This is a genomic window from Candidatus Kuenenia stuttgartiensis, from assembly GCF_900232105.1.
GTDB lineage: Bacteria > Planctomycetota > Brocadiia > Brocadiales > Brocadiaceae > Kuenenia > Kuenenia stuttgartiensis_A.
In genome coordinates, this window is sequence record NZ_LT934425.1 from 1,514,358 (window position 1) to 1,536,604 (window position 22,247).

Consider the following 22,247-nt stretch of genomic DNA (forward strand, 5'->3'; position numbering starts at 1 on the left):
AGAACCAAACAAGCGAGAAATTAAAAATACGAAACCCGAAGTACGAAACAAATTTGAAGAACAATGCATAAAATTCAAAACAAATCCAAAACATACAACAAGTATGAAGCACGAAACGCGAGATACAAAAGAAGCGCTTGTTTAGAATTTCAAATCATTTTGTCATTAGAATTTGTTTCGGATTTCGTGTTTCTTATTTCGTATTTCACCTTTAAATATTTTGCCAAGAAGTCTGGGGCCGGCCTGGCAACCTGAACTCTACAGTAGCCCCCTTTCAAAATTCCCCATCACGGAATTATTGACCTTACTCATGGTTTGAATTTTTGAAAATATATCCTGCACCATTTCAGGTGTATAATCCTTATAACATAAGTCAACCCTGAAGTCCCTTTGACCGCCATCAATCAGTTTCGGAATGTACTGAATAAGGGAAAATGGCTTTTGTCCAATCACTACTGTCCTGCAATCCTCATTTATGGCTGTAAAGCGGTCGCCATATTCATTTTCCAGTGTCATTTGACTGAAACCGCACCAATTCTTTCCAGGACACTCCCTTTTCATGTTTGCCCAAATGCAGGTCTCTGAGGTAAAGAGCGGGGTATCCTGATAAATAATCAACTCAGCATGGGGAGAAAACAGCTTTTCCAGATTCTCTTTGTCATCTTCCGGAGAGAGCGTATATCTGCAGAATCCCAACTCGCGCAGTTTAATCGCAGAAAGCGGATTCAGACAATAGAAAGGGTAATCGGCATACAATTGTACCTCTGCGTCTTCAAATAACTCAATTGCACCGGGGTTGGAGATATGGAATTGCCGAAACCCCTGTGAGAGCAACTCCTGTACGGCCTTCTTACAATACCCGTAGGTCATGCATCCTATCCCTGTATCCCTCATGATGGCGGGTAATGAGAAAACGATCTTGTCTCTTCCATTTGATGGAGAGATATTTTCATTATTTTCTCCGCAAGTGTATAACAACGCACTTAATCCCCTTTTGTTAAAGGATGTTTGATTATGGCTTTGCAGTGCCAGGAGATCCCCAATCGTTTCCTCGGTAAGGACTATATATATCTTGTGAACCGTTTCCAGTGGGATGTGGTTTAAATAGTCCGGTTTATCTACCTTCAGAGATAGCCTTATTCCTCCGGCAGAAACATCCCTATGTACTGGATGAGTAAATTCAATCCACTCCCCCTTAACCCACTTCTTTATGCTTTCACACCTGCGATCCCTGTCCTTGTGCCATTCTTCATAAAATATCCGGAAATACTCCCTTCGGATTTCATTTAACACGCTGAGCGGAACAAATAATTCATCGGAAATTTCTGTATGAATATCTTTCAGCTCAAAGGACGTCTCGCCCAGGCGGGAAAAGCACTCTTTTACCTGTTCTCTTTCTGTTGTCCTGTGAATGCTCTTTTCCAGTTTCACCGAAAAATTCATGGGAAACGAGAAATACCTTGCCGTGCCCTTTATGTCTATGCCGTCAGGCATTATTTTGATTTCCAAATCCACGGGCATCCTGGAAGCCTCTGATTTTTTCGGTACTTTTGGCGCAAAATATTCTTTGATCTTTTGCGAAGAGAGCAAGTACAACCTTGCCCCTACCCCAGGTTGATATTGCCGTTCTGTGTCGATCATGGCAATATCACCTGCCTTTATACCAAACACCCTCTTCCCATTGACCCTGATATTCCTTACGGGTAACAAGGCGGGTTCCTTTGCGCCATTCTCAAAAAACTGTAATAAATCCCTTACACCGATTTCAGCATCTGCCCGAACGGTAATGCAGCCCTTTCCCTGTTTTGTTACCTCACCCGCATAAGCGCCTATATTTGCAGGATAGAATGGATTGATCGCGTCTGAGGCCTTGACTTGTTTATTATTGGAGAATCGTTCTATATCCTGTACGAATTTTGGGGATTTTACAACTGCCCCGCCTTGCGAAGGATGAGACAAGAAAGGGGCATTTTCCGGGCGTGGCGCATATTTGTTATTGCTGTTTTTTTTACCTTGTTGATACGTTTCTTCAAACAGGTATGAGTAAGTTGTTTCCCGGCTAAATACGGTATTCATGAGATGAATGGCGTTGTCCATATCTTCAAGCGTGCCATCAATTGCCTGGCGATAGACATGTGTCGCTGCGGCAACGTATTCAGCCGATTTCATACGGCCTTCAATCTTAAAGGAGTGAATCCCTGCCGCCATTAACCTGTTTACATGGGTTAAAGTACGGAGGTCTTTCATAGAAAACAGATATCCGCCTTCACCCTGCGGTGATTTATAATACATCCTGCATGGCTGTGCGCAGCGGCCCCGGTTCCCGCTACGTCCGCCCATTACACTGCTAAAGAAACATAACCCTGAATAGGAATAACACAATGCCCCGTGGACAAATACCTCAATCTCCATGTTGGAATTTAGTGCAATATTTTTAATCTCATCCACCGACAACTCTCTGGACAAGACGACTCGTTTAAACCCCATCCTTTCCATCTGTTTTACCCCGGCAAGATTATGAATAGTCATTTGCGTACTGGCGTGAAGGGTAAATTGAGGGAATTGAGATTGTATCAGGAAAAGAAGCCCCAAATCCTGAATAATCAAAGCATCTGGCCGTAATTCATCAAGTGCGATGAGATATTCCACGACCTTTTCCAATTCGTCGGTTTTAATCAGGGTATTAATGGCGACGTAGACCCTGACGGACATTTTGCGGGCATAGGCAATGGCCTTGCGGACGTCGTCGATGGAAAAATTACACGCACTTGCACGTGCGCTGAAATCTTTTAAGCCAACATAAATAGCGTCAGCGCCATTTTCAACGGCGACAAAAAAACATTCCATATCGCCGGCGGGAGAGAGCAATTCCGGTTTTTTTTTGTTGGGAGTAAACGTTTGGCATCTCCATACGACAATATACGTAATAAAGTAGGTTTTCGAAAATTCTCAATAAACAGAAAGCCTTGCAACGTTGTAAAGTTCAGGCATGAAGGTACATTGGAGACTCTGTATCAGTCGACAAATTTCAAATTGCAGATTGAGGACTCAGGATTGCAGACTGTCTTCTTGTTTGTTTTCTGGCTGTACCATATCCCCTTGCGGTGAGGCATTCTGTTGTTTCAATTTATTCAATACAATTTCAGCCGGTGTTAAGTACTTTTTCTTATTGTTACATTCCTTACAACACGGGACGATATTCCCCTTTGTGCTTCTACCACCCCTTGAAAGCGGTACTACATGGTCCATAGTAAGCTTATCGGGGGAGAATGTTTTCTGGCAATAATGACATATTCCCCGCGATATTTTGTTTAACCACCATTGCGTTTTTCGCATCTCCTGCGCCTTCAATTTTTCCCTGGCTATATGTTTTGGATCTTTCTCGATATGAATCCAGTCAGACATGTTCAATCTCTTTTTTTAAAGGTATTATGTTCATGCGATAATAAATTATTGTTCTTATTATTATAGGTTTTTTTGGCTTACAAGGAAAGAGGGAACAAAAAACACATTGATCATCAAATTAAATGACCTGCCCGCAGATAAAAATGCTTGAAGAATCATTGAATCCCCTGTTACAATTCGGACACCACATTTGCCTGAAGGGCGACATCCTTCTTTTCGCTTTTTGAAAAATCTCAATAAAATAAACATATAGCGTAACCATGCGCCCATTAGATTCATTATTTACCAAAGATTAAAATACCATGAAAGGCATAATCCTCGCCGGAGGCTCCGGCACACGGCTTTATCCCATTACAAGGGTGGTAAGCAAACAGCTTTTACCCGTTTTCGATAAACCGTTGATTTATTATCCCTTGTCGGCATTATTGCTGGCGGGAATAAGGGAAATACTCATCATCTCTACCCCAAGAGATCTGCCGCAATTTAAAGAATTGCTCGGCGACGGTTCATCATTAAACATTTCGATTTGTTATGCAGAGCAACCCGCCCCGGAAGGTTTGGCGCAAGCCTTCATTATCGGGAAACCCTTTATCGGCAAGGACTCTGTCGCCCTTATCCTGGGGGACAACATTTTCTATGGTCACGGGCTTCGTGAAATATTTAAAAACGCCACCCAAATCAAAAAAGGGGGATTAATCTTCGGGTATCACGTTCATGACCCTGAACGATACGGCGTTGTAGAATTCGACCAGAACGGAAAAGTCATCAGTATCGAAGAAAAACCCAAAAAACCTAAATCAAAATACGCTATCCCCGGCATATACTTCTACGACAACGATGTAATCAAGATTGCTGAAAATCTTAAACCTTCCGCCAGGGGAGAACTGGAGATCACGGATGTGAATGTAACCTATTTAAAAAGAGGCGATCTTTGTGTAGAACTTTTAGGGAGGGGGTTCGCATGGCTTGACACCGGAACGCATGAATCACTCCAGCAGGCGTCCAGCTATGTCCAGGCAATACAGGAACGACAGGGAATAAAAATCGCCTGTATCGAAGAACTCGCATACCGGTTGGGATACATTGACCGGGCGCAATTAAAAGCGCTTGCCCTTGATATGTTAAAAAATGATTATGGACGTTATATCATGGCAGTCATTGAAGAAGAGGAGATAAAAGAATATGCCCTGTGAATTTGCAAAGACCGCCTTGCCGGAGGTTGTGCTCATCAAGCCGCAGGTTTTCAGAGACGATAGAGGGTTTTTCCTGGAAACCTTTCACAAAAATAAATACGCGGAAGTGGGAATTTCTGGCAATTTTGTACAGGATAATCACTCTTACTCTAAAAAAAATACGCTAAGAGGCCTGCACTACCAACTCTTGCATCCGCAGGGAAAACTTGTCTATGTTATCTCCGGAGAAATTTTTGACGTCGCGGTGGACATCCGGAGGGGATCTCCCTCTTTTGGAAAATGGACAGGCGTCCATTTATCCGCTGAAAACAAATACCAATTGTATATCCCCGAAGGATTCGCACATGGTTTTCTGGTCCTGAGCGAAACGGCAGACGTATTATACAAGTGTACGGAAATTTACACGCCCGACGATGATTATGGTATCCTCTGGTCGGACCCAGCGATAAACATAACGTGGCAATCCTCTTCGCCAATCCTCTCAAAAAAAGACCAGGAATACCAAACATTAAAGAACATACCGGAAACGCTTTTGCCGTTATACAAAAAATAAGATGCCATCGGAGGCTTCAGCTTTCTCGATAAAAAAAGATTGAAACCACAGATTGCATAAATTTCACAGAGTATTTTTATGGTACACGGCAATAGGAGGAATTTAACGGTGAAATGTTTCCATGATGATACAACAACCATATTTTAATGCTATTAACCCTATAAAACTTACGCTCTCGTTCATAAGTAGCGTTTTTTAAAGAGGTGGATTAACCTATGATTCTCTTACAATCTCTCTTATTTTGTGCCGGCATTGCCGCTCTTTATTTTGGCGCCGAATGGCTTGTCAAAGGGGCGTCGCGATTCGCGTATTTTCTTAATATTAAACCTATTATCATCGGTCTTACCATTATTGCCTTTGGCACATCTGCTCCTGAACTCGTTACAGGAATTATTTCCGGGATAAGAAATTTAAATGACATCGCAATAGGGAACGTCATTGGAAGCAATATCGCCAACGTTGGACTGGTACTTGGGGTAACCGCAATAATCCTTCCACTGAAAGTGGAAATGAACCTCCTCCGCAGGGAAATCCCAATTATTATAGGCATTTCAGGCCTTTTGTATCTGATGTGCAGAAACGGCATTCTTAGCCGTTGGGAAGGCGGCCTGCTGGTGGTGGGGATTGTAGTCTATACCTGCTATATTTCCCGGAGTGCCAAAAAAGAATCAAAGGTAATCGAGGAGGAATTTGCAGATTTTATTAGCAAAAAAAACACACTTTCTCTCGATATTTTGTTCATGTTTATCGGCCTTACAACGCTTATCGGGGGCGCACACCTGCTGGTGAATTCTGCAATTTATCTGGCGCGCAACTTTGGCATAAGCGAACTCGTTGTTGGTCTTTCCGTTGTTGCGGTAGGTACTTCTCTTCCGGAATTGGCAATATCAACCGTTGCTGCTTTTCGGAAAGAATCGGATATCTGCGTAGGCAACGTGCTGGGAAGCAATATTTATAATATTCTCGCGGTGCTTGGAATCACCGCTATTATACACCCGCTGCAGATTAATACCTCTTCTTTGCAATTTGATATGCCGGTTATGATCGTCTTCAGCCTTCTGCTTATTCCCATGATTATGAGAAAGTTTATACTTACCAGGTGGGAAGGTGTTTTTTTACTGGTTGGATATATTTTTTATATGATAGCTATTTACAAAAAATGTATCTTTTAAATCCCTAAGCTGGCAAACATTCGGGAGTACTCAATCTGCCATTTGCCGATTGCCGACTACCGACAGAAGAAAGGTACTACTGTTCACCTGTAATTGTCATTTCTTCTAAAGGTAGTGGCGAAGCACTTCCAGGCTTACCCCTGCAACCCTTTCCGGTTTTATTTGGGTCATGCATCTGTGGTCTTTCGGACAAACCTTTAATTGACATGCAAGGCAATCCACCTCCGCACGTATCACCTCTCCTGTTTCTTCAGGAGAACATGTGTATCGCGGGTCATTTGGCCCCATTAGCGTAATAACGGGTTTTTTAAAAGCCACTGCTATGTGCCTTGGCCCGGAATCAACGGAAATCAACAAATCACATCGTTGAATAATTGATTTTAAAATTTCCAGGTCAAGCGCTCTGTCTGCTAAATTTATTATCTTTGATTTTGCTTTCTCTTTGATATCTTCGCCTAATTTCACCTCATGAGGGGCGCACACAACAGCAATATTGCTTCTAATTTTTGACTGGATAATATCAGCCGTTCTGGCAAATCCTTCTGCCGTCCAGCATTTTGAAGACCCATAGGCCGCACCTGGATTTAAGAGAATAAGTGGTCTTCCATTGTTAAAGCCATATTCCTCAAACATTTCCGCAGTACATTTCTGCCCCCGTTCGGTTACAAACAACTCCAGCTTCTTTGAGCGTACAGCGCATCCGATTTCAGAACATAACCGTAAGTAATACTCTGTCATATATGTCGGCAAAAACCTTCCATTTTCCATTAACCGGTTGACCCCATCGGTTAACAGAAAACCGCGGGCATCTCTTTTATAACCAATACGGCGCTTTACACCCGCCAGCCGGAATAGTAACGCAGAACTGAATGAATTGGGGAATAAAAACCCCAGGTCATACCGATTCCTTCGTATTTGCATAACGAGAGAAACATATCCCATGTATTTTACCTGTGAGTTATGCGAATCAGTCTCCACTATTTCATCGAACCACGGAGTGTTATCGATTAATCTCCTGACGTATGGTTTTAAGAGAATGGTTATTTTTGCGCGGGGAAAGTTTTCACGAATACACCTAAACGCGGGAGTGGCCATAACCACGTCGCCAACCCAGTTTGGAGATCTGATAATTATTTTGTTTACCGCATCGGCGATAGTTTCATTTCTCTTTCGTATCATAATTTCTGCTCACTGCCCAAAAAGTATTGAAAAGCACGCGTTCTTTTTTCTGTTGACATGTCCCTTTAATGCGATATTAATATGTGCAGGGTATTTCCTGCCAATTTACCAATAACAAATATGTTTAAACAAAAAACCAGCCACCCGGTGGGGGGATGTCCGATTCTTAAATTAGGTTGGGTTTTTAAAAGACAAAGATCCAATGACATTAATTTTTACCCACCACTTAATACCCTCCCAAGAAGGGAATTTAATGCAGAGACGCACGGCCGTGCGTCTCTGCTAATCAATGCCTTACGGTTATGCATCTTGAAAAACGAGCATAAAAAACAAGAAGTTGATGGATAGTAGTACGAAGAAAGATTTGCAAAAAGAAGTTTTTACAGGGCAATATATATGACATGCACAATCCGTAGTTGCCCTTTTTTAAAGAATTATACATTTTTTGTCACACTTTTATAGGGATAAAATCTCCAAACACGCCTATGCCTCTTTATGAAATTATTTCCATTATTGGTTTCATCGTGGGAACGATTCTTCACATCGTTTTATCCGTACTCATTGGGCAGCGAAGACACAAGAAGAGAAGTGAATTTATTTTTCAGTTTCTTGTTATTAGTGTCGCAATGTGGCATTTAGGGAATACCGTTTATCTCTTTAGTTCTATTTTGTTCGACAAAAATCTCTTCCCGGTAAATTTCATTGCTGACGCAATTTCGTATGCCGGCATTGGGCTTATGCCCAGCTTATTGCTTCATACCGCCATTTCATTTTTATATGAAAACGGTTTTACGATAAGAAGGTCCTTGCAGAAGCTTATTTTAATTGCAATATATTTTCCCGTTCTCCCCTTTTCATTCGTTATAAAAAAATTCATCCGCCTGGAAGAATCTTATTTGGTCGCCCATAGCCAGCTTGTAAAGCCGTTTATCGTCTGGCTGATAGTAGCATTGCTTATTTCTGCGTACATCTCCAAATGGCTGGCAAAAAATGCAGAAGAAAAAGAGGAACAAAAATTCCTTATGGCTATTTTCTGGGTATTGATAACCATAGCGGTTTTCATTGGATTTACCGTAATCCTCGAAGGCAGGAAAATAGCTTATATCGGCGACTATCTGGTGCTTGTCTCCATGTTATCTTCCATTTTTCCCAGCATCGTCTTTTCCTATTACGTTTATCGCTATAATTATATGGAATTTGTTTTAAGAAGGAGTATTTTTTACTCTTTCCTCACCTTTGTCATCATCTGTCTCTACTATTTCGGAATAAAGCAATTTAGCAAGTTTATGGAAATAAAGTATGCAATACATTCCAAAACACTGGAGGCGGTCTTTGTAATAAACCTTGTTTTCTGGTTTCCAACAATTAAAGAAAAGTCTCAAAAACTTTTCAGGAAGATACTCTTTTTTCGAAGCTCGGATACGGAGTATCTTTTAAACGAATTAAATCATGTCATAAGCACAGACCCTCTTGTCAACATCACGGCACTCCTTGAAAATGTTGTCTTTTCTATTAAAAAAGCGACCTCGATTAAAACAATAAACCTCGTTCTCATTAAAAAGAACAGGATTCAAATCATCGGAGACAAAAAAAATGACGTTATTGCACTTGCAAATTTGCATAATATTATACAATTTTATTCATCGGGAGAGCTTGTGGAATTAAACCGATATGAAGTAAAGGACGCTGCCGTCATTAGTGAAATGCGGTTATTGGAGGCTATTTTTATCTTTCCTGTCTTTGTAAAAAGAAGGCTGAAAGGGATATTGTGTATGGGCAGGGCAAAACGCGGTATGCCGATCGCCTCTGATAATTTAGATCAATTAATGATTATTGCAAACGAGATTGGTTCCGCGCTTGAAAAATCAAAGATCATCGAAGAAAAACTTTTTCTTGAGAGAAAAATGCTAGAAAACGAAAAATTATCCAGTCTCGGACGCCTCTCTACAAGCGTTGCCCATGAAGTAAAAAATCCCCTTAGTTCCATAAAGGCTATCGTCCAGGCAATGTGCGAAGATTTAGAAAAGGAGCATCCTTTACAAAAAGACCTTGATATCATTGTCGGTGAAATCGACCGGCTGAACAAAGTGGTAAACCAATTGCTTCTCTATGCAAAGCCCAGTGGGAACATGCAGGAACATGTGAAAATAAAAGAGGTTATTGATTCAACACTGGTAGTGCTAAACCATGAGGCGAGGCAAAACAATATTGCGATATTATGTAATATTTCTGAAGCACTTCCACTTATATATGCTGATAAAGCCGCATTAAAGGAGGTATTTTTCAATCTTATCCATAATGCCATTCAGGCAACCCCTCCCAATGGAAAAATCTCCATCGATGCAGACCTCATTCCAACAAAGCATTTTATTCAGATAAAAGTCACGGATACCGGGCACGGCATACCGCAGGATTCTCTGCAAAAGATATTTGATCCATTTTTTACTACGAAACAGACGGGAACCGGCTTAGGGCTTTCCGTTGTTAAAAAGAAATTAGAGGACATGCACGCCACCATTCATGTTGAAAGCAATGGGGACGGAACAACCTTTGTTATAGACGTCCCATTCGAGCAAATGCAACCCCAAGCTGGCATAGGCGAAGACAAATAAACAAGAAAGGCGAAATACGAAACAAGAACCACAGATTACACAGCACTTCGTCATAAGCTCAGTCGAACGATTGCATAGATTTAAAAAAAATCGTCACAAGCCTGCAATTAACCGATTTCACTATTAAATATTTTGAGAAAAAGTGCCGGGAAATTACTGATAAGGTACTACTATTATTATGACAACAAAGGAAACCATGCACACAAATTCTATCTTAATCGTCGATGATGAAAAAGCTGCACGCTACGGCATGAAAAAGATTTTACAAAGGGACCACGGTTCCATCTTTGAAGCAACAAACGGCATAGATGTTTTACAAAAAATACATACGTTGCAGCCAGCCCTTATATTTTTAGATATAAATATGCCTCAGCTCGACGGACTAAAAACGCTTGAAAAGATACGTGAAATGAAACATCCCCCGCTTGTGGTTATCGTTACGGCGCACGGTTCGGAAAAGATTGCCGTGGAGGCCATGAAAAAGGGCGCATACGATTACATAGCAAAGCCTTACGAAATGGAAGAACTACGCATTATCACCAGGAACGCGCTGGAGAAAATAGCTCTTCAGGAAGAAAATACCCGCTTGCGCATGGAGATTGGAATGCTTGAGGGATATGGAGAGCTTCTCGGCCAAAGCAAGATCATGCAGGAGGTTTTTGACCGGATAGAAAAAGTAGTTACCGCTGATGTTACGGTACTGCTTCAGGGAGAGAGCGGCAGTGGTAAAGAACTTGCGGCGCATGAGATTCACCGGAGGAGCAAAAGGAAAAACGGTCCGTTTATTGTGATGAATTGCGCTGCCGTGCCGGAAACGCTTATTGAAAGCGAGCTTTTCGGGCATGAAAGGGGATCCTTTACCGGCGCAACAGAAAGGCGCATGGGTAAATTTGAGATGGCAAATAATGGCACTATTCTGCTGGATGAAATAGGGGATATGAGCCTCAGCACACAATCAAAACTCCTGCGGGTACTGCAGGAACAAAAATTTGAACGTCTGGGCGGCACGGAAACACTGGCGGTTGATGTAAGAATCATCAGCGCCACCCACCGCGACCTGGAAGAGGAAATAGAAGAAGGCCGGTTCAGAGAAGATTTATACTATAGAATAAATGTCGTAAATATAAAAATTCCGCCGTTAAGAAAGAGAAAAGAAGACATACCATTGCTGGTAAACCGGTTCATACAACATTTCAGTAAAAAACATTATAAAAATGTTGTTTCTATTTCAAATGACGCCATGAAAAAACTTAGTGCATACAATTGGCCGGGAAACATTCGTCAGTTAAAGAACACCATAGAAAGCGCCATAGTTCTTACAAACAACGATGTTCTTGATATTTCAGACCTCTCTGAAGACATAATACGGGAGGAAAAAACCCCGGATTCAACAAAAAATGTACATTACCATCTCTCATTTCGTGAAGCGAAAAAGATCCTTATTGAAAATTTCGAGAAGGATTTTATCAGTAAGAAACTTGAGGAATGCGGTGGCAATATCAGCCATACGGCAGAGGCATTAGACATGCACCGTCAAAATCTGCAGCAAAAAATAAAAGATTTACAGCTAAATAAAGATATCAAAGAATGAAATGAGTGTATGGGTCGAAAGACAAACAGTAATATCATCATGATGAATCGGCCGGACAAAATCATTTCCGGTTTTTGTCAAAGTAGGGAAATGCCGTTAAAAGCAACGATTCTATTTCATCGGACATTGTATTAAACTCGTACAAATTTGGTTCTTTGGCGCCGGCGCCGAGGAATCCGGCACTGCCAATAGTGTCTCGTAAACCTGAAAATCTTTCTATAATCTCCTTGTGCAGTGAAGTAGCATGCCTTTCGTCATAAGCCAGGACATTTCCTGCCAGCAAGGCAGTATAATACTCTTCTGCTAATCGAAGCCGTACTTTTGCACGAACAAAAATTTTCAGTAGTTCTTTTTTGTTGTAATAAAACTTTTCCTTTATTGCAAAAAAAACGAGCGTTGCCATTTGATTGCACAAATTGCGGAAATCCTGCTCTCGTAATGTAACAGCAAACAGGGGTTTAAAGTCTATATTAAACAGAGTATTAATGTCATTTATACGATCAGTAATATTTTCAATCTCGTTTTGAACCATTAGCCAATTATCTTGTTTCCCGTGAAAAATGATCGCCTTAAAAGTCGTAATCAAAGGGTCTTCTTCCCTTTTGTAACCATAACTATAAGCCGTTTTCCCGGTTGATAAAACAATACCGGCAAAAAAACACAAATAAATAATAACTATTTTTATCATACATTCCCCTATCTTCATAAAGCTGCAAAAGTATCCTGCCTGGTAATTGTGGATGCCTATTTACCACTACAGCGACATTTTATCCTTGCCCTACCTGTTAATTTTGTCAGGGTTGTTTCATTCATAAATTCAGGAAAAAACTATTAGCATGAATATAACATGATTACGCGACAATAATAAAACAAGAACTGTTTGCATTCTGCAACAAACGTATGTTATATTCCGTGAATTATCAGGATGTATACGACCGTACCGCAGCAGTGATTTATTTATATTTTTTAACAAAATATCTAATGGTGAACTCCGAAATGCTAAATACTAAACAAATTCCAAAATACAAAATCCCTATGAAAAAAACCGGGTTTTGAACATTTGAAAATTAAAAATTAGAATTTGTTTCGTATTTCGTGCTTCGGATTTTTTATCTCGTGCTTGTTTGGCACTGGCTATGCCAGCTTAAGAGGGAGAAATAAAGGTGGATATTTTAAAACAAGTCGCTGAATTAAAAGAATTTTTAGGAAAGGTCTATTGCTTTATCGAAGAAAATGAAGATTCATTCAAAGATGGCGTAGAGGCGGAAGAAATGAAAAATGGGCTTTGGAACTGGATGCAGGCATTGGCACAATTCTTACCCGAACATTAATTTTTTGCCAGTACCGCATTTTAAGACTATTCGGTAAGTAAAAGCAGCCCATGGTTTTTAAATACTTGACAAAACATATTTACCTGCTTAGAATACCGTGTCTTTTCCTGTGGGAAAAGTGCCCCCCTTTTTATAAACTATAAATGGTAAGTGAAATACGTATTTTTAATATTTTAGGACAAAAAATAAGGACAATACATGTCAGTTAGAATAGGAATAAATGGTTTTGGAAGGATAGGAAGGAATGTATTTCGTGTAATATCCAAACGGAATAATATCGATGTAGTTGCCATAAATGATCTTGCCGATTCAAAATCGCTGGCAATGTTGCTGAAATATGATTCTATACACGGCAGATTTGACGGAAGCATACAAATAAAAGAAAATGCCCTCATGGTAAATGACAAAGAGGTCAGATTGCTTATGGAGAAAGACCCTGCCAAACTGCCATGGAAATCGATTGGCGTAGACATTGTCATTGAATCTACGGGCATATTTACCTCAAGGTCGGACTGCTCAAAACACCTGGATGCGGGTGCAAAAAAGGTGCTTCTTTCAGCCCCGGCAAAGGATAAAATAGACGCAACAATCGTTGTCGGGGTAAATAATAAAGATCTCCGGCCGGAACACAAAATAGTGTCCAATGCTTCATGCACAACGAATTGTTTAGCGCCGCTCGCAAAAGTATTGCATGACAACTTTGGAATAGAAAAAGGGCTTATGACGACAATACATGCATATACGAATGATCAGCGAATACTGGATTTCATGCATAAGGATATCAGAAGGGCAAGGGCAGCGGCAATAAATATTATTCCGACAACGACTGGAGCGGCAAAGGCAATCGGCGAGGTGATTCCATCACTGAAAGGGAAGTTGGATGGCCTGGCCATGCGGGTTCCCGTGCCCGATGGTTCTGTTACCGATTTGGTGGTTATGCTTGCAAAAGAGGTCGATAGGGATGCAATCAATGCTGCCATGAAAACAGCCGCAGAAGGCGATTTAAAAGGTATCCTTGAATATTGCGGAGACCCCATTGTATCTTCAGATATCATCGGGAATCCACATTCCAGCATATTCGATTCCGCGTTAACGTATGTAATTGATAAACGCATGGCAAAAGTAATATCCTGGTACGATAATGAATGGGGGTTTTCAAACCGCATGGTTGACCTGATCGAATTAATGAGTCGTCTTTAAAAAAAACATCCGTTTTCTTGTGTAATGAAAAATGCCCATTCCCTGCAAAGTAACGAATATTTATTTAAACGAGTAATATTTAGCGCTTTCTCCAATAAGTTTCCTGCAAGCCAAAACGGTTTTTCTCCTGCGTTATTTCTAATAAACCTCATTTTAAAGCATAATAATATTTAAATGAAAAAACTATTTATAAAAGACCTGGCGGTTAGAAAAAAGAAGGTTATGGTACGTACGGATTACAATGTACCATTAGACGAAGATGGGAATATAACCGATGATACCAGGATTCGCGCAACATTGCCAACCATCAACTATTTGCTGGATGAGGAAGCAAAGGTAATTATTGCGTCTCATCTGGGAAGGCCCGTCGGCGCAAATCCGAAATACAGTTTAAAACCTGTAGCAAGGCGTCTGCAACGTTTTCTGACGGAAAAAGTCAAGATCACGCTTGCGGAGGACTGTATTGGCGAAGAGGTAAAAAAACAGGTAGAGGCAATGAATTACGGAGACGTGCTACTGTTGGAAAACTTAAGGTTTCATCCCGGCGAGCAAAAAAACGATGCCGGGTTTGCGAAAGAGCTTGCGGGTTTATGTGATTTATTCGTACAGGATGCATTCGGAAACTGCCACAGAAATCATGCTTCGATGGTCGGGATAGTCCGGTATGTGCCTGCGGCAGCCGGGTTTTTGATCAAGAAAGAGTTGGACTATTTTGAAAAATCCGTCAACGATCCTATACGTCCTGTTATTGCCATTTTGGGAGGCTCTAAGGTCTCTGACAAAATAAAGATCCTTGAAAATCTTGCCAAAAAGATGGATAAAATCATCATCGGCGGGGCAATGGCATTTACCTTTCTTAAAGCACAGGGAATACCGGTTGGGAAATCGCTGGTTGAAGACAGTATGATTGAGACGGCAAATAATCTAATGGATTATACAAAGAAAAATGGCACAAAATTATATTTACCGGTGGATTTCGTTGTGGCGGAAAAATTTGACAAAACGGCGGAAACAAAGGTAGTGCCATTTCAGGAAATACCAGAAAGATGGATTGCCCTTGACATAGGCCCTGCAACGATAAAACTTTTTTCCGCGGTATTGCAGGACGCAAAAACAATTTTATGGAACGGCCCTATGGGGGCGTTTGAAATTGATGCATTCAGCAGAGGAACATACGCCATGGTAGATATCGTAACAAGTTCTCACGCATCCACCGTAGTGGGCGGCGGTGATACCGACATGGCGTTTCACAAAGCAGGGAAAGCGCACGAGGTATCATTTATTTCAACCGGCGGAGGGGCTTTTTTGAAATTATTGGAAGGCGGAGATCTCCCCGGGATAGCATCGCTTACGGACAAAAAAATATAATATACGGACATCTTCCGTAACTTCTCTATTGATCTATGCTAAAACAAAGGAAATACGAAGAATGAGAAATAAGATTAAAATATCCGCTTCAATACTGGCGGCAAATCCCATGCGCTTTGAAGAAGAAATCAAACGCATTGAAGCGGCGGGAATCGATCTCATTCATATTGATGTTATGGACGGCCATTTTGTCCCCAATATTACCATAGGGCCTTTTATTGTTGCGGGGATAAGGCGGATAACAAATATACCATTAGATATACATTTAATGATCGAACATCCGGAACGTTATGTGGAAGCATTTGCCGGGGCGGCGGAAGGCAATGGAATAATTACATTTCATATTGAGACGGTAAAAAACCCCAAAGAGATTATTTCTCTGATCAAAAGTACGGGGATGAAAGTTGGTATATCGTTAAATCCGGGTACGCCCGTAGAAATGATAGAAAATTTTCTGGATCAGGTAGATATGGCGCTCGTCATGTCGGTAAATCCAGGTTTTGCTGGCCAGAAATTTATTCCAATTGCCTTGCCTAAGATTGCAAGGCTCCGCGATAAAGCGCCGGATAAAATGGATATTCAGGTAGATGGAGGAATTACACCAGACAATATTTCCCAGGTAGTAAAACAAGGGGCAAATGTAATCGTAGCCGCTTCTGCTATTTTTAAAACGAGTGACCCTGGCAATGCGATTAAATCCCTGAAACAAATTGCCGAACAAACCATGGAAAAAGATGCTGTTAATCTTGTTAACAGATAAATTCCTTTTTATTGTCCAAAGAAGTTGTTTCCTGGAAATATATAAAAATAGCTTGTTTTTTGGTTAAAAAGTTTTAAACTATCTCTTGTTTTGTTGACGGTTTTTGTAACTATTCAGCGTAAACGATACACGGCTCATTCCCAAACCTTGTACTGAACATAGTGAAGTATCTGTTTGGAAACGAGTTGCGCTCTGATCTCCGGTAGTTTAATAAATTACGCTGAATAGTTATTAGTTTTTCTGTATTTCACAATAGTATATATGGGATATTTTGCACGGGAAAACGTTGCATAAGTGGTCAAAAACAATGTTTGCCAATGATGGAGCGAATATCCCTTTTGTTAATTTAATGGGGGCATGGCAATTCAATGGTGTTCTTTAGAAAAAAGAAAGATATGCCAAACGGCTTATGGATAAGCTGCGACTGGTGCAAAAATTTGGTATATAGGAAAACCGTTGAAGAAAGCTTCCAGGTTTGTCCCGAGTGTGATTACCATTTTCGCATTTTTAGCAGGGACAGATTAAAATTGCTGCTTGATGAAGACAGTTTCGAAGAGTATTGGACTGATATGAAGCCCACCAATCCTTTGAATTTTTTTGACCGCATGTCATACCCAGAAAGGGTTACTGCCGACCAGCTTAAATCCGGACTGAAAGAGGCCGCTATAGTTGGAAAAGGAAAGGTGAATGGCGCTGACATCATGATAGGGATTACCGATCCCAGCTTCATAATGGGAAGTATGGGTTCTGTGGTTGGGGAGAAGATTGTCCGCATAACAGAAAAGGCTATGGATCAAAAATTCCCTTTGGTGATTATTTCTGGTTCAGGCGGAGGAGCTCGCATGCAGGAGGGTATTTTTTCTCTTATGCAAATGGCAAAAACGAGCGCCGCCATAGCAAGGTTTCAACGGGCGGGCGGGCTATACATATCGGTATTAACCGATCCTTCACTGGGTGGAGTAATGGCAAGTTTTGCTTCATTGGCAGATATTACTATTGCCGAACCAAAGGCGCTGATTGGTTTTGCAGGTCCCAGAGTAATTCAGGAAACAATAAAACGAACACTTCCTGGTAATTTTCAGCGGGCGGAATTTTTGCTTGAGCATGGTTTTCTTGATATGATTGTACATCGTAAAAACATGAAGCATGAAATTTCAAGGTTGATTCAATATTTGCATGTTAATTAATAAAAATCTTCCTCGGTAGCTCAATGGTAGAGTGGGTGGCTGTTAACCACTAGGTTGTAGGTTCGAATCCTACCCGAGGAGCCAATCTTAATTATAGGCAGAACTCCAATTACTGAGGTTCTGCCTTTTTCATTAGATACGTTGCAAAGCTACGGCGAAACGTATGAGTTGCAACACGTTTACAAATTTTTGCATCCTGTACCGCCCTTTTTATCGCAACCTGCACACGCATTTCATGAAAATGATACCGCCGTATCTCCTTTGTATCCGGAACGGTGGTGGATTTTTCGCCAGGAAAAACCACCGCCAGACCAATTCTTTCGCGCAGTTTTTATATTTTTTTTCAATGGAATCAAACATAAAAGCGCCACCACAGCCTGAATCCAGTTTTTTTGATGAAGATTTTTTACCCGTTCAGATATAATATCGTGACACTTCCCCTATTAATACGGCCGAGGCATAATCCAAAATTCAGGAAGTGTCCCTCATATCATACGATTTTTTGTTGCTTTTATTAAAATTAGGAATTCTTTTTCTATACTTTTACCATGAAATTTTGAGAGGATACGAAGAGAGGATAATGATTATTTCAAGACATCATAACAATAGTGATGAGAAAAATCACATTTCTCCGAGTCACTTTTTTTTAAACGACAAGGAGAAAACAAAAATTAACTGGTTTCTGTTTGAGTTCGCGCAGGGATTTGGTCATTTCCTTGCGAAAGAGAAACGATTAACGGAGAAGTTATATCAAAAGGGAATAGATAATCTCCGGTTAAAAAATTTCTGCATTTATTACGCAAAACACCTTAAGAAGGTTATTCTTGATAAACTGGAAGGGCGGATCGCCAATGTCAGATTGGGACACGAGGCAATTGAGGAATTTTTTCCTGCTATCGGAGATAGACTTGTAGATAAGTTATTGACGATTGCTGCCAAAGCATGGGATTCGCTAACAGAAGCATGTGTGGTATGTCCGATGCGGTGCATATCAGAAAGGAATGAACGGGCATCAATGTTTGATGATCCATATTATTACAGAGAATAGCTTTGGCTAGAACGGCAAAAAGCGCCGCCGTTGATTTTGGTAGTTAGGCTTAGAAATAGTCGTATTCATTTATAATTTGTAGTCACAGCCAAGGAGGTTCAATGTTTAACAAGAAAATGTTCGGCGAAATGAGAAGAGCAGGTATGGGTACTGGACTATCTAAAGCCAAACTGTCCGAAGCTATGTTGGAAATTCTCTTACAACTTCCTGCGGGAACTAAGAACTTCAAAGAGACCATAGTCTACAATATGGGATTGTTGGGCCAAATGTCTGCTACACGCGATATCAATGAAGCATGGAATCAAGTGAAAAAGAGGGCGGCAAAACTCTACCCGGAAAAATTCATTCTAGCTGACCGAAATAAACTTCACTGGAATGATGGTTCTGTAAAGGTATTGGACAAAGAAATCTCTACAGGAAATTTCAAAAAGCTTAATAAATTGGCTGACATCGAGAATTGCAGCGTCGATAAACTTATATCTAAACTTATAAAATACTATGAAAAAGGAAATCTAAAATAATCTTTAATGCCTGACGACTATTCATTGGAATAATAAAGCGACATTCCCCCCTATTGATGCAGCCGAGGCATAATCTAAAATCAGGGAAGTATCCCTCAATTTCCTTAAAAACCCAACCCAATTTATTTTACCTGCCATCAATACCCTTTACTCCCAAAAACAAACCCTGCCGAAAATCCTCCAATATCCGCGTCTCCTCTCCGGAATAATCTTGAACCATTTCCTTATATTCCCTGTTTTTTGTTTTCCGGGAATTTAATAAAAAACACCTATATCCTCAACCGGCCAGGAGATAGTTTCCCATAAACATATACTGTGTGGCTACTCCATTGGTAATCTATCAATCGTCTTGAAATACCTCTGAGCGTATAATTTTCTAAAAATTGAATTTGAACAAGGTGCTACAATCCCTTGTTCAATGCACATGCGATTTTTTTATGTTTCGAAAATCTAATTGTGTTTTGCTTCAGACGGAAATGGAATTTCTCTTATTGAAATAAGCTATACATAAACTATTTCAAAGGAGGGAAAAATGAAAGAAGTAAGTATGAGAAAAAGGTATCTACCGGAGAAACGAGTGGAGATAATGAAGCAACATTTACTTGAAAAGAAAACACTCTCGGATGTGTGTGACGCTAATGGTATTCATCCAACCATGTACTATCGTTGGCTGAAGGAATTGCTGTCAAATGCCGTATACGCCTTTGGAAAAGGGAAGGACGGGGAGTGCCAGGAATGGAAGAAAAAGGCATTGGAACTGGAGAAGAAGCTTGCCCGCAAAAACGAGGTATTGTCAGAACTGATGGAGGAACACGTTGCGCTAAAAAAAAGTCTTGGGGCAAACTAAAAGGCATTTGGGTAGCCCATGATACAAGGGATATCGTAGTTGATTTTGTCAATAGGTGGTCTGGAAAGGCGGAAATACCGGTGTGCCAATTGATCAGATGGATTGGTATCTCCCAATCTAAGTTTAATGAATGGAGAACTCGTTACGGCAAAGTAAATGAGCACAATGCGTGGATACCGCGTGATACGTGGCTTGAAGAGTGGGAAAAGGAGGCGATCCTTGCCTATTATGAAGAGTATCCTCTTGAAGGTTATCGTAGACTGACCTTTATGATGCTGGATGCTAACATTGTGGCAGTAAGCCCGTCAAGCGTGTACCGGGTGTTGGTGAATGCCGGTGTAATGCGGGAATGGAACAGGAAGCCATCCAAAAAAGGAACTGGGTTTGTGCAGCCTTTAATACCGTATGAACACTGGCATATAGACGTGTCGTACCTGAATATTGGCGGCACATTTTATTATCTCTGCGCAGTTTTAGACGGCTATAGCAGGCAAATAGTCCATTGGGAAATTCGGGAAACAATGAAGGAAACGGAGGTGGAAATCATCAAAGCAGGAAAGTATTCGTCCCTATTGCCCAGTAAACCTGCAAGACGCCCGACGAATTGTGGAGGAATTTGTCGCGCATTACAACACGAAACGATTACATAGCGCAATAGGTTATATCGCTCCGCAGGACAAATTGCTTGGACGTGAAAAAGAAATCTTTTCCGAACGAGACTGTAAATTAAGTGAAGCAAGGGAACGACGGTCGGCTAAACGGAAAATCGCTTGACAGAAAGGAGGCGAAGAAATAGTATCTTGCCGTTCGGTAAAACAGAGGTAGGCTCTGCTGGGGAGCAACCTGCCAAGGGATAGCCGAACGGGGGACGACGGATCGTCTTTTCCGAGAGAGGAGGCAAATCGCTCCTCTCTCACTCACAATCAAAGAATGACGAACCAGAGTTCCTCTTATGCCTAAAATAAACCCTGGGATCTGAGGCAAAGCTCCAGCTTTAGTAGCTTATTTTAAATTTGAAAATTCCAATTCACGGTGAACCAACACAAAAATGTCACGAATTTGTTTATACCGTTACTTTGAATGAGCGCCAAAAAATCCTTGAAGAATTTGCAATTGGGAATATACAAGTTATTGTTGCCGTAAAATGTTTGGACGAAGGCGTAGATGTGCCCGCAACAAAAATTGCATTCTTTTTAGCAAGTACAAGTAATCCGAAGGAGTTTATACAAAGACGTGGACGCATCCTTCGTTTGTCAACTGGCAAAAGCAAATCAATAATATATGATTTTATTGTAGTCCCAAGACTTGAATATATTTCGTTGAAAAGAGATGTTGATGCAAGTCTATTACGACGGGAAATGCCTCGTTTTGCTGAAAATTAGAAATTACATCATTTATGAATTTTAAACATTTGGTAGGAAAATCAACTCTCAAAGAGGGGATAACAATACATAAAAACTATGAATCTTTCTTTGAAAGCCCTAAAGTTGGCGACAAAAAGGAGATTACTCTCATATTTGGGGATAGTCAGAATACCAGAGTTGCTTTAAGGAAGCTAAATAACATTCGACAACACGTCCAGATAAAATATACAACAAAATCTCATGTTCAATTTATAAATTGGTTAAATGATATTTTTAAAGCTACGAAATTCGGTAGAGTTGGAGAGTTTTTGGAATTTAAGAAAATATCTTCCGATGTTTATAAATTAATTCCAATTACAATACAAGATTCGCACAACACAAGATTATATATAGCAGATTCAATGCATTACAAATCATTGGATATTGTTGATAAAGATTTATATTTAGGTGAGATTGAATCAATAGTAAATAGTATTAAATTTCAAATAGATGAAGGGCAGTCTTATTACAACAAAAAGTTAGAACAGGCATTTATTGAGTATAGCTGGCAAAAAGAAGGTAGAGCCATACCTGAATTAGATTTAAAATATGACTTTAGAAAAAATGGTATTCAGATCGAAGTTGAGTTTGGGAATGCAAGGTCATATTATCAGGATTACATCAAATTCATGCTTTCTTATTGTTCAAGGCAGATACATTTGGGAATGTTAATAACACCAACATTTGATTTTGCAAACATCCTTTGTGAAATAGGAAAGCAAAAAGCATTACTTCGGGGAAGGAAATCTTATTCAGGTATGATGCATTACGAAAAAGCTTATAAAGAGTTTACTTATCTTAAAAATATTTTTGATATGCCCATTGTTATTCTTGGGATAGATATAAATTATCTTTAAAAAGTATAGAATATAAAATT

The 22,247-nt window shown here is 40.3% G+C and carries 21 protein-coding genes and 1 tRNA gene; 18 read left to right on the top strand and 4 right to left on the bottom strand.

All coding sequences use genetic code 11. The features are described from left to right. Positions 1-258: 258 nt before the first annotated feature. Together KSMBR1_RS06885 and KSMBR1_RS06890 are read right to left on the bottom strand one after the other, a co-directional pair. Positions 259-2,847 (bottom strand): peptidase U32 family protein, encoded by a 2,589-nt coding sequence (locus KSMBR1_RS06885; protein ID WP_157820432.1) that lies wholly within the window; start codon positions 2,845-2,847, stop codon positions 259-261. A 201-nt stretch (positions 2,848-3,048) separates the two neighbouring features. Further along, positions 3,049-3,405: an HNH endonuclease gene (locus KSMBR1_RS06890; protein ID WP_099324651.1), complete on the bottom strand. Its 357-nt coding sequence runs from the start codon at positions 3,403-3,405 to the stop codon at positions 3,049-3,051. Positions 3,406-3,707: 302 nt separating this feature from the next. On the opposite strand from KSMBR1_RS06890, the gene rfbA reads away from it, so the two are divergent. The 3 genes from rfbA to KSMBR1_RS06910 all read left to right on the top strand — a co-directional run bounded on the left by rfbA (position 3,708) and on the right by KSMBR1_RS06910 (position 6,323). After that, on the top strand, positions 3,708-4,598 hold the full coding sequence (rfbA, locus tag KSMBR1_RS06900) for a glucose-1-phosphate thymidylyltransferase RfbA (protein ID WP_099324653.1): 891 nt from the start codon (positions 3,708-3,710) through the stop codon (positions 4,596-4,598). Then, positions 4,588-5,151 (top strand): dTDP-4-dehydrorhamnose 3,5-epimerase, encoded by a 564-nt coding sequence (rfbC, locus tag KSMBR1_RS06905; RefSeq protein WP_099324654.1) that lies wholly within the window; start codon positions 4,588-4,590, stop codon positions 5,149-5,151. Before rfbA ends, rfbC begins: the two co-directional genes overlap by 11 nt. A 215-nt stretch (positions 5,152-5,366) precedes the next feature. Then, positions 5,367-6,323, top strand: coding sequence for a calcium/sodium antiporter (locus KSMBR1_RS06910; RefSeq protein WP_099324655.1), 957 nt, complete (start codon positions 5,367-5,369; stop codon positions 6,321-6,323). A gap of 105 nt (positions 6,324-6,428) precedes the next feature. Here KSMBR1_RS06910 and waaF read toward each other — a convergent pair whose 3' ends face one another. Further along, positions 6,429-7,502: a lipopolysaccharide heptosyltransferase II gene (gene waaF / locus KSMBR1_RS06915; protein WP_099324656.1), complete on the bottom strand. Its 1,074-nt coding sequence runs from the start codon at positions 7,500-7,502 to the stop codon at positions 6,429-6,431. A 485-nt stretch (positions 7,503-7,987) separates the two neighbouring features. Here waaF and KSMBR1_RS06925 point away from each other — a divergent pair, with 485 nt between their 5' ends. Both KSMBR1_RS06925 and KSMBR1_RS06930 read left to right on the top strand, forming a co-directional pair. Then, positions 7,988-10,114: a two-component system sensor histidine kinase NtrB gene (locus KSMBR1_RS06925; protein ID WP_157820433.1), complete on the top strand. Its 2,127-nt coding sequence runs from the start codon at positions 7,988-7,990 to the stop codon at positions 10,112-10,114. Positions 10,115-10,292: 178 nt separating this feature from the next. Continuing rightward, complete coding sequence (locus KSMBR1_RS06930; protein ID WP_099324659.1) at positions 10,293-11,705, top strand: sigma-54-dependent transcriptional regulator; 1,413 nt, start codon at positions 10,293-10,295, stop codon at positions 11,703-11,705. Positions 11,706-11,766: 61 nt separating this feature from the next. Here the strand turns inward: KSMBR1_RS06930 and KSMBR1_RS06935 are convergent, their stop codons facing one another. Beyond that, a complete protein-coding gene (locus tag KSMBR1_RS06935; protein ID WP_157820434.1) occupies positions 11,767-12,393 on the bottom strand; it encodes a hypothetical protein in 627 nt (208 codons plus the stop codon). A 475-nt stretch (positions 12,394-12,868) separates the two neighbouring features. On the opposite strand from KSMBR1_RS06935, the gene KSMBR1_RS20850 reads away from it, so the two are divergent. From KSMBR1_RS20850 to KSMBR1_RS06995, 13 genes are all read left to right on the top strand, one after another. Beyond that, positions 12,869-13,036 carry a hypothetical protein gene (locus KSMBR1_RS20850; RefSeq protein ID WP_157820435.1) on the top strand — a complete coding sequence of 56 codons (168 nt, stop codon included), beginning with the start codon at positions 12,869-12,871 and terminating at the stop codon, positions 13,034-13,036. A gap of 198 nt (positions 13,037-13,234) precedes the next feature. Next, positions 13,235-14,236 carry a type I glyceraldehyde-3-phosphate dehydrogenase gene (gap, locus tag KSMBR1_RS06940; RefSeq protein ID WP_099324661.1) on the top strand — a complete coding sequence of 334 codons (1,002 nt, stop codon included), beginning with the start codon at positions 13,235-13,237 and terminating at the stop codon, positions 14,234-14,236. A gap of 174 nt (positions 14,237-14,410) precedes the next feature. Beyond that, positions 14,411-15,604: a phosphoglycerate kinase gene (locus tag KSMBR1_RS06945; protein WP_099324662.1), complete on the top strand. Its 1,194-nt coding sequence runs from the start codon at positions 14,411-14,413 to the stop codon at positions 15,602-15,604. A 61-nt stretch (positions 15,605-15,665) separates the two neighbouring features. Next, positions 15,666-16,364, top strand: coding sequence for a ribulose-phosphate 3-epimerase (gene rpe / locus KSMBR1_RS06950; protein WP_099324663.1), 699 nt, complete (start codon positions 15,666-15,668; stop codon positions 16,362-16,364). A 395-nt stretch (positions 16,365-16,759) separates the two neighbouring features. After that, entirely contained in the window at positions 16,760-17,551 is a 792-nt protein-coding gene (accD, locus tag KSMBR1_RS06955) for an acetyl-CoA carboxylase, carboxyltransferase subunit beta (RefSeq protein ID WP_230408051.1), read from the top strand. A 9-nt stretch (positions 17,552-17,560) separates the two neighbouring features. Further along, a tRNA-Asn gene (locus KSMBR1_RS06960) sits at positions 17,561-17,635 on the top strand. A 496-nt stretch (positions 17,636-18,131) separates the two neighbouring features. After that, positions 18,132-18,599, top strand: a complete 468-nt coding sequence (locus tag KSMBR1_RS06970) for a hypothetical protein (RefSeq protein ID WP_099324666.1) — start codon at positions 18,132-18,134, stop codon at positions 18,597-18,599. A 101-nt stretch (positions 18,600-18,700) separates the two neighbouring features. Beyond that, positions 18,701-19,120, top strand: a complete 420-nt coding sequence (locus tag KSMBR1_RS06975) for a hypothetical protein (protein WP_099324667.1) — start codon at positions 18,701-18,703, stop codon at positions 19,118-19,120. Between the two features lie 532 nt (positions 19,121-19,652). Beyond that, complete coding sequence (locus tag KSMBR1_RS06980) at positions 19,653-19,967, top strand: transposase (protein ID WP_099324668.1); 315 nt, start codon at positions 19,653-19,655, stop codon at positions 19,965-19,967. Between the two features lie 80 nt (positions 19,968-20,047). Beyond that, positions 20,048-20,617 carry a hypothetical protein gene (locus tag KSMBR1_RS06985; RefSeq protein ID WP_197705371.1) on the top strand — a complete coding sequence of 190 codons (570 nt, stop codon included), beginning with the start codon at positions 20,048-20,050 and terminating at the stop codon, positions 20,615-20,617. Next, positions 20,553-20,741 (top strand): integrase core domain-containing protein, encoded by a 189-nt coding sequence (locus KSMBR1_RS23260; protein WP_419469885.1) that lies wholly within the window; start codon positions 20,553-20,555, stop codon positions 20,739-20,741. The genes KSMBR1_RS06985 and KSMBR1_RS23260 overlap by 65 nt, the downstream gene beginning before the upstream one ends. 239 nt (positions 20,742-20,980) lie before the next feature. Next, complete coding sequence (locus tag KSMBR1_RS06990; RefSeq protein WP_197705372.1) at positions 20,981-21,349, top strand: helicase-related protein; 369 nt, start codon at positions 20,981-20,983, stop codon at positions 21,347-21,349. A gap of 14 nt (positions 21,350-21,363) precedes the next feature. Further along, the gene (locus tag KSMBR1_RS06995) at positions 21,364-22,227 is read left to right on the top strand and encodes a BglII/BstYI family type II restriction endonuclease (RefSeq protein ID WP_099324670.1); all 864 of its coding nucleotides are present in this window, start codon (positions 21,364-21,366) and stop codon (positions 22,225-22,227) included. Positions 22,228-22,247 lie beyond the last annotated feature (20 nt).

Excerpts from the sequence above, each read along its gene's own strand:
- KSMBR1_RS06980 (WP_099324668.1), top strand. The coding sequence starts at position 19,653 with ATGAAAGAAGTAAGTATGAGAAAAAGGTATCTACCGGAGAAACGAGTG.
- rfbC (WP_099324654.1), top strand. The coding sequence starts at position 4,588 with ATGCCCTGTGAATTTGCAAAGACCGCCTTGCCGGAGGTTGTGCTCATC.
- KSMBR1_RS06945 (WP_099324662.1), top strand. The coding sequence starts at position 14,411 with ATGAAAAAACTATTTATAAAAGACCTGGCGGTTAGAAAAAAGAAGGTT.
- gap (WP_099324661.1), top strand. The coding sequence starts at position 13,235 with ATGTCAGTTAGAATAGGAATAAATGGTTTTGGAAGGATAGGAAGGAAT.
- KSMBR1_RS06910 (WP_099324655.1), top strand. The coding sequence starts at position 5,367 with ATGATTCTCTTACAATCTCTCTTATTTTGTGCCGGCATTGCCGCTCTT.
- KSMBR1_RS06970 (WP_099324666.1), top strand. The coding sequence starts at position 18,132 with ATGATTATTTCAAGACATCATAACAATAGTGATGAGAAAAATCACATT.
- KSMBR1_RS06935 (WP_157820434.1), bottom strand. The coding sequence starts at position 12,393 with ATGATAAAAATAGTTATTATTTATTTGTGTTTTTTTGCCGGTATTGTT.
- KSMBR1_RS06975 (WP_099324667.1), top strand. The coding sequence starts at position 18,701 with ATGTTTAACAAGAAAATGTTCGGCGAAATGAGAAGAGCAGGTATGGGT.
- KSMBR1_RS06885 (WP_157820432.1), bottom strand. The coding sequence starts at position 2,847 with ATGGAATGTTTTTTTGTCGCCGTTGAAAATGGCGCTGACGCTATTTAT.
- rfbA (WP_099324653.1), top strand. The coding sequence starts at position 3,708 with ATGAAAGGCATAATCCTCGCCGGAGGCTCCGGCACACGGCTTTATCCC.
- KSMBR1_RS06925 (WP_157820433.1), top strand. The coding sequence starts at position 7,988 with ATGCCTCTTTATGAAATTATTTCCATTATTGGTTTCATCGTGGGAACG.
- KSMBR1_RS06930 (WP_099324659.1), top strand. The coding sequence starts at position 10,293 with ATGACAACAAAGGAAACCATGCACACAAATTCTATCTTAATCGTCGAT.
- waaF (WP_099324656.1), bottom strand. The coding sequence starts at position 7,502 with ATGATACGAAAGAGAAATGAAACTATCGCCGATGCGGTAAACAAAATA.
- rpe (WP_099324663.1), top strand. The coding sequence starts at position 15,666 with ATGAGAAATAAGATTAAAATATCCGCTTCAATACTGGCGGCAAATCCC.
- accD (WP_230408051.1), top strand. The coding sequence starts at position 16,760 with ATGCCAAACGGCTTATGGATAAGCTGCGACTGGTGCAAAAATTTGGTA.
- KSMBR1_RS06995 (WP_099324670.1), top strand. The coding sequence starts at position 21,364 with ATGAATTTTAAACATTTGGTAGGAAAATCAACTCTCAAAGAGGGGATA.
- KSMBR1_RS06890 (WP_099324651.1), bottom strand. The coding sequence starts at position 3,405 with ATGTCTGACTGGATTCATATCGAGAAAGATCCAAAACATATAGCCAGG.